The 5,434-nt window shown below is 56.7% G+C and carries 8 protein-coding genes and 1 pseudogene; 5 read left to right on the top strand and 4 right to left on the bottom strand.

All coding sequences use genetic code 11. The features are described 5' to 3' along the window. Window positions 1-110, bottom strand: a pseudogene (locus H6G62_RS28145) (IS630 family transposase); the annotation flags it as partial. A gap of 121 nt (window positions 111-231) precedes the next feature. On the opposite strand from H6G62_RS28145, the gene H6G62_RS25840 reads away from it, so the two are divergent. From H6G62_RS25840 to H6G62_RS25830, 3 genes are all read left to right on the top strand, one after another. Next, window positions 232-474: a type II toxin-antitoxin system Phd/YefM family antitoxin gene (locus H6G62_RS25840; RefSeq protein WP_190500544.1), complete on the top strand. Its 243-nt coding sequence runs from the start codon at window positions 232-234 to the stop codon at window positions 472-474. A gap of 154 nt (window positions 475-628) precedes the next feature. Further along, entirely contained in the window at window positions 629-946 is a 318-nt protein-coding gene (locus tag H6G62_RS25835; RefSeq protein WP_190500542.1) for a CU044_2847 family protein, read from the top strand. A gap of 3 nt (window positions 947-949) precedes the next feature. Further along, window positions 950-3,637 (top strand): tetratricopeptide repeat protein, encoded by a 2,688-nt coding sequence (locus tag H6G62_RS25830; protein WP_190500540.1) that lies wholly within the window; start codon window positions 950-952, stop codon window positions 3,635-3,637. A 75-nt stretch (window positions 3,638-3,712) separates the two neighbouring features. Here H6G62_RS25830 and H6G62_RS25825 read toward each other — a convergent pair whose 3' ends face one another. Genes H6G62_RS25825 through H6G62_RS25815 form a run of 3 tightly spaced genes read right to left on the bottom strand, consistent with a single transcriptional unit; the run spans window position 3,713 to window position 4,655 of the window. Then, entirely contained in the window at window positions 3,713-4,120 is a 408-nt protein-coding gene (locus H6G62_RS25825; protein WP_190500539.1) for a HEPN domain-containing protein, read from the bottom strand. Further along, entirely contained in the window at window positions 4,107-4,430 is a 324-nt protein-coding gene (locus H6G62_RS25820) for a nucleotidyltransferase domain-containing protein (protein WP_190500537.1), read from the bottom strand. The genes H6G62_RS25825 and H6G62_RS25820 overlap by 14 nt, the downstream gene beginning before the upstream one ends. A gap of 21 nt (window positions 4,431-4,451) precedes the next feature. After that, entirely contained in the window at window positions 4,452-4,655 is a 204-nt protein-coding gene (locus H6G62_RS25815) for a DUF2281 domain-containing protein (protein WP_190500535.1), read from the bottom strand. A 154-nt stretch (window positions 4,656-4,809) separates the two neighbouring features. Between H6G62_RS25815 and H6G62_RS25810 the strand changes: the two genes are divergently transcribed. Together H6G62_RS25810 and H6G62_RS25800 are read left to right on the top strand one after the other, a co-directional pair. Beyond that, window positions 4,810-5,028, top strand: a complete 219-nt coding sequence (locus H6G62_RS25810) for a hypothetical protein (RefSeq protein ID WP_190500533.1) — start codon at window positions 4,810-4,812, stop codon at window positions 5,026-5,028. A gap of 304 nt (window positions 5,029-5,332) precedes the next feature. After that, a partial coding sequence (locus tag H6G62_RS25800) for an IS1 family transposase (RefSeq protein WP_199324940.1) occupies window positions 5,333-5,434 on the top strand: 102 nt, incomplete at its 3' end.

The raw sequence follows: 5,434 nt of genomic DNA, 5'->3' as shown, positions 1-5,434 counted from the left end.
AACGTATTGCGACTGATCTGCAAGACACGAGCGACGTGGCTCTTGCGCTCACCTCGGTCAACTGCGGCAACGGCCTTTACTCTTAAATCCACACTGTAGGGGGCAGGCATCGGGGTTCAGGGGCGGAAACAACATCCCTATTCTGTCCTAATCAGTCTCCGGGCTGCAATACAGGCAGAACAATTTATTACCGATAGGGTCTAATGCAAAAGGCCGCATCCCAGAAGCCCCATGCCTGATATACCCGTCAACAGCGCCCAAACCAACTTGCCCCAATTAATGGATGAAGTGGCCCAATTCCACAGGCCCAGCCGGATTACCGGGGCCAAGGTCAATGCCGTCCTCCTCTCCGAGGGAGACTGGGCCAGTATTCAAGAAACCCTCTACCTGCTCTCGGTGCCTAATATGCGAGAGTCCATCAAAGCAGGCTTGGCAACACCCATCGAAGACTGCGCTGGAGACCTGGATTGGTGAGTTGGCGACTGGTCTTTACCAAGCGTGAATAATGCTGGATCTAGACTAGCCCCAAGGTAATTGCTGAGGTATGACACGAAATCCTAAACTATCCGGAATTTAGCCCACCTAACCTGGATCTATCGCTAAACTCAAAGCAAACTTAGGGTTCCGGATGATGACTCCAGAGCGCATTGAAACGATTCCGGCCAAGCTAGAGGATGGCACCATCGTTAAGGTACAGGTGGCGGCGGCGGGCGGCAGGCAGGATGTAGCGGGTGGGCAAATTCTCGACCTCAAGGATGTGGGCAAGGCGATTGAGGGGCTGGTGGCCGCTGTGGCTACTCCCATCCACAAGGCGATGCCCTCTAAGGCGACGGTGAAATTTGGCATTGATGTAGCGGTAGAACCGGGGCAGCTCACCGCCATGCTGGTAAAGGGCGGCGGCAATGCGACCCTAGAAATCACCCTAGAGTGGGAGCCAAAAACCTAGGGTATGGCCAATAACCTCTACGAGCTATTGCAGGATTGCACGGTTAAGCTCACGTTGGCTAACGGGGGCTGTGGCACGGGCTTTTTTGTGGCACCGGGCTATGTGTTGACCTGCGAGCACGTTGTGCGGGGGGCGGGGGATGCGCCGATTCAGATGCGGTGGCAGCACAGTCACAACTTTGCCGAGGCCCAGATCGAGCGGATCTTGCCTGATTACGACCTGGCCCTGTTGCGGTTTGATTCTCCCCGCCATGATTTGCCCTGTGTCCAGCTTGATCCAGCGGTGGAACGGACGGATGCGCTCTATCTGTTTGGCTACCCAGAGCGCGACTATCCCGATGGTCGTCCGGCGGATTTTGTGTGCGAGGGGTTGTTTACCGAAAATCAACTGCCCTTGGTGCTGCTGAAACAAGGACAAATGCAGCCGGGAATGAGCGGTTCGGCGTTGCTGAATTGCCGTACGGGAAAGGTTTGCGCCATGGCCAAGCTGTCTCGCGATGGGGGCTATGCCGACCTCGGCGGCGGGGGCATTGCGGCCACGGTGATTCTAGAGCAGTGGCCAGACTTGGTTGAGAAACAGAAGGCGTTTCATCGACAAGATAGTCGCTGGCAGACTTTTGTAGATCGTCTTGATACCCTGCCGCCACCGCCCAAACGTTGCCCCCACAACCTATCCCGCAGCGGCACCAAAACCTTTGTGGGCCGCCAGAAAGACCTCGACCGTGTTCATGCCCAACTGCACGAAACCAGCCGCCTAGCGATTACGGCCCTAAAGGGCATGGGCGGCATTGGCAAAACCGAACTGGCCCTGCAATATGCCTACACCCACTTAAACGCAGAGACCTATCCCGGTGGGATTTGCTGGCTGCAAGCTAGAGATCAAGATGTGGCCAGCCAGATCGTTCGATTTGCAAAAACCGCAGGGATGTCACCCCCCGATGGTGAATTGGCCGATCAGGTGGCCTACGTGTGGGCACAGTGGCCCCTAGCGCCCTCGGCCATGCTGGTTATTTACGACGATGTGGCCGACCTTGCCAATATTCAGCCCTATTTACCACCCCAGACCGAGCAATTTCGAGTCTTGCTAACCACACGGCAGCGCTTCTCCGGCATCAACAACCTGGAGATCGAGGTGCTTAGCCTAGAGGCCGCCCTCGACCTGCTGCGCTCTATTGTGGGGCCAGACCGCATTAACGCTCAGTTGGCCGAAGCCACCGCCCTTTGTACGCGATTAGGTCGCTTGCCCCTAGCGCTAGAACTGGTGGGTCGCTACCTGGAGCTAGACGAAGACCTGACCCTAGCAGAGGTGCAGGCTGAGCTGGATGAAATGCGTACCGATGCCTACGCCCTGCTAAAAGACGAAACCGCAGCCACCATGACGGCAAAGCTGGGGGTAGCCGAAGCCTTTGAACTCAGCCTGCAACGACTAGACGAAGCCAGCCAAACCCTGCTCTCGCTACTGAGCCTATTTGCCGCAACGCCCATTGCCTGGGAGTGGGTGCAAGCCTGTTTGTCCGATGTGCCCACCCCTACCCTGCGGCAGCAGCGCAATAAGCTGCTACAAAACAGTCTGCTTCAGCGCGTCGATCAAGATATCTATCAGCTGCATCCGCTGATTCAAGAATTTTTGCGGGTGCGATTTGCCGACTTAGACAGCACGGCACCGCTGCAACAGAGCTATTGTCAGATGATGGTGCAGGTGGCCCAGGGCATTCCCCAAACCCCCACCCGTGACCAAATTTTGGCGGTAACTCCTGCCATCCCCCACATTGCAGAGGCGGCGACAACCTGGCAGGGGTGGCTAGAGGATGAGTCGTTAGGATGGCCATTTACTGGGCTGGGGCGGTTTTATGAAGGACAGGGAGCCTATGGACAGGCCGAACCGTGGTGGCTGGATCGTTTAGTCGTGGTGCGAAATCGCCTGGGCGACGATCATCCCGATGTGACGACGAGTCTGAACAATCTCGCGGGATTATATCGGTCGCAGGGGCGCTACGGGGAGGCGGAACCCCTCTTCCGCGACGCCCTGACCCTGCGCCAACGGCTGTTGGGCGACGATCATCCCGATGTGACGACGAGTATGAACAATCTCGCGGCTCTCTATGAGTCGCAGGGGCGCTACGGGGAGGCGGAACCCCTCTTCCGCGACGCCCTGACCCTGCGCCAACGGCTGTTGGGCGACGAGCATCCCCATGTGGCACAGAGTCTGAACAATCTCGCGGGATTATATCGGTCGCAGGGGCGCTACGGGGAGGCGGAACCCCTCTTCCGCGACGCCCTGACCCTGTACCAACGGCTGTTGGGCGACGATCATCCCGATGTGGCACAGAGTATGAACAATCTCGCGCTTCTCTATCAGTCGCAGGGGCGCTACGGGGAGGCGGAACCCCTCTTCCGCGACGCCCTGACCCTGCGCCAACGGCTGTTGGGCGACGATCATCCCGATGTCGCCACCAGCCTGAACAATCTCGCGTATCTGTATCAGATGCAGGGGCGCTACGGGGAGGCGGAACCGCTGTATATGCAAGCGCTTACCATTGCGGTGCAACGGTTGGGAGAAGATCACCCCAACACGCAAACGATCTTGGGCAATTTTGCTGACTTCCTGCAATCGGTAGCTGCCGCCAACCAAACCCACCTGCTGTCTAACCACCTCCTCACCCAAGCCCTGCTGGGGCAGATTCAGCCCTAGGGGGTTGCGGCCACATCCCCAGAACCCAGGGTTCTCCAAGAACCCTGGGTTCTTTTCCCGCCAGCATCTCCCTTCTCAGCCCAACCCACGGCCTTGTAAATCGCTATGGGTCGCCTCATAGATGGCCCTGGCCTGTTCCACCGCCCGATGGGCCTCCTCCCAAGTTGGGTCATCATCATCCGTTGGGTAACGGGCCTCCACCGCCCACTCCGTCAGTTCTGCGAGGTCAACAGAACAACGGCTAAGCGCCCAACCCCTGGGTACCAAGTTTTTCAATTCATCCAAATCATGCCGAAAGGGAAACTTAATTTGTGCAAAGATTAGCGCTGCCTTCAAACTCTTCTCCGCCGCTTGCTGCGACAAAAAACAGATATGCCTGGGTTCCACCGCACTTTGCCCCAACAGCGCCACCGCCGCCTTCAAATCCTCTGCGGCATAGCGAAGCCACCGAGCAGACTCAAGGTGGTGTTCAGGCTTGCTCATAGATCACCTTGCCCTCGGTGATGGCCTGGTGCAGCACCGTACCCACAACATAACCCCGACGGGCGATTTCCTCCGTAGTCGTGACGATAATATCCTTACCCATCGGCAAATCGGCCAAACACCGACGCATGGCAATGGCCGCTTGGCGCTTGCTGGCCACCTGGGGCATGACCACCAACAGATCAATATCGCTCTCCGGCGTTGCCCTGCCCGTTGCCTGGGATCCAAATAAGATGATCTGAATCGGCTGAAACTGGGGCACCAGACGCGCCTTGATTGTGTCTAACGCCGCCTGAACATCACGATTCATAGGCATCCTCCAGGCGATAGCTCATAGCCCAACACCAGCCTTGAGGGCTTCCCAAGACACTGTCCCTTCCGTGGCCACAGTCGCCAAAGATTCACGGGCGGCTTGGATATCGGCAGCATCCTCAACCTGCTTAGACTGAAGAAACTGAAGAAAATCCAGCACCTCCACCAGCACAGGTTCAGAGGCTTCCTCGATGGCTTGCATCAGTTGCTCTTTCAAGGTCATAGAATTCTCCCCTGGGCTACAGAGTGCTACTCCAACGAATCTAAGCCTTATTATCGCGTAAGCATCCCAGTTTCTTTCCCTGCGTAGGGCATTGTTCTGCCTAGGTGTGCCAAGATCAATCCATCGCCCTGATAAACCGTTTCGAGCTATCACCATGGAAACCATTGCCATCCAGGTTGATCACGACGTTGCCAAAGCCTATCGCGAAGCCACCCCCACCGAGCAGCGCAAAATTCAGCAGCTTCTCAATACCTGGCTGAAACAAACCATGCAGCATCGCCCCCTAGATGACATCATTCACGATATGCAAACCCAGGCCCAGGCCAGCGGCCTAACCCCCGAAATCCTCAGCGATATTCTGGCCGATGGCTGAGTTGAGGGTGGTCGTGGATACCAATACCTTGGTCATTAGCTCATGACCTCACTGCCCCCAGAAGCCACAATCACAGCTAAAAAGCATGGATCGCCCATCTATCGCTGACTCACCGACAAAATCGTCAGACCAATCACCTCATCGTCGGCATAGCAAATCACAATGTCATTGTCTGTGACTTCGCTATCGGTTGCCGCCACCGCAGGCTGCTGAAAATTGATGGGTAGTGCATTAATGCACGGGACAGAGGAAAATCAGGCTACGCCACCACGATAACCAGGGAGACAAACGCATGGCCATCGAGATGACCTGTCCGACCTGTGGGTCTCACGATATCTCCAAGAACGGCACCAGCCATCGCGGGAAGCAAAATTACAAGTGCCGGGACTGTGGCCGTCAATTTGTG

The organism is Phormidium sp. FACHB-1136, from assembly GCF_014697375.1.
GTDB lineage: Bacteria > Cyanobacteriota > Cyanobacteriia > Phormidesmidales > Phormidesmidaceae > Nodosilinea.
The sequence above is the reverse complement of the archived record's forward strand: the minus strand, read 5'-3'. Positions and strand labels throughout refer to the sequence as shown.